The organism is Rhizobacter sp. P3_C12, assembly GCF_056402735.1.
Genome location: NZ_JBFUGW010000624.1, coordinates 1 through 947 on the forward strand (window position 1 = coordinate 1; position 947 = coordinate 947).

A 947-nucleotide genomic window follows, 5' to 3' on the forward strand; every position below is an offset into this window, starting at 1 on the left:
CGGCGCGCGGTGCGCTGCTGGCCACGCGGCGCCCGCGCGCCTCGCACGAGGCGGCGCCCACGGCGATCCTCGGCGCCGTGGTCGAGGGCACGCAGGCCGGGCCGCTGTCGTACGACACCGACCGCCGCACGGTGATCGGGCGCGGCCGCGGCAAGCGCGAACCGCTCGCGATGACCGAGCAGGGCGGCCTCGCGATGACGACCGGCGCGGTGCTCGACCCGGTGCTGTGCCTGCGCCAGACGATCGAGCTGAAGCCCGGCCAGTCGGCGCGGGTGGCCTTCGTGCTGGCCTTCGGCACCGACCGCGAGAGCGCGAGCCGCACCTGGCAGCGCCTCGGCTCGTTCAGCGCGCTGCAGCGCGAGATCTCGCGCTCGTGGGTGTATGCGCAGGCCAAGCTGCACCAGCTGGGCATCGGCAGCGAGGAGGCGACGCACTTCCAGGCGCTGTCGTCGTACCTGATGTTCTCGGACACCACGTTCCGCCCCGGCACCGAGTTCATGCGCGGCAACCAGCTGTCGCAGCGCGCGCTGTGGCGCTACGGCATCTCGGGCGACCGGCCGATCCTGCTGGTCACCATCGATTCGAACGACGACCTGCCGCTGGTGCAGCAGATGGTGCGCGGCCACCACTTCTGGAAGGCCCGCTCGTTCGAGGTCGACATCGTGGTGCTGAACGACCGCGCGACCTCGTACTCCGACGACATGCAGCACGCGATCGAGAACATGGTGCGGCAGGCCGGTGCCGGCCCCGACGCGCCGGCGGCCGGCGGCCGCATCTACGTGCTGCGCGGCGACCGCCTGCCCGACGATGAACGCCGCCTGCTGATGACGCTGTGCCGCGTGCTGCTGCGCGGCGGCCAGGGGCTGCTCGGCGACCAGCTGCGCCGGCGCACGCCGCGCGAGGCGGTGCCGGTGCTGCAGGCGCTGCCGCTGCGCGCGCCGCTGGCG

At 73.8% G+C, this 947-nt stretch carries 1 pseudogene; it reads left to right on the plus strand.

Annotated features, from left to right (window positions below):
* A pseudogene (locus AC1DXV_RS35015) lies at positions 1–947 on the plus strand (hypothetical protein); the annotation flags it as partial.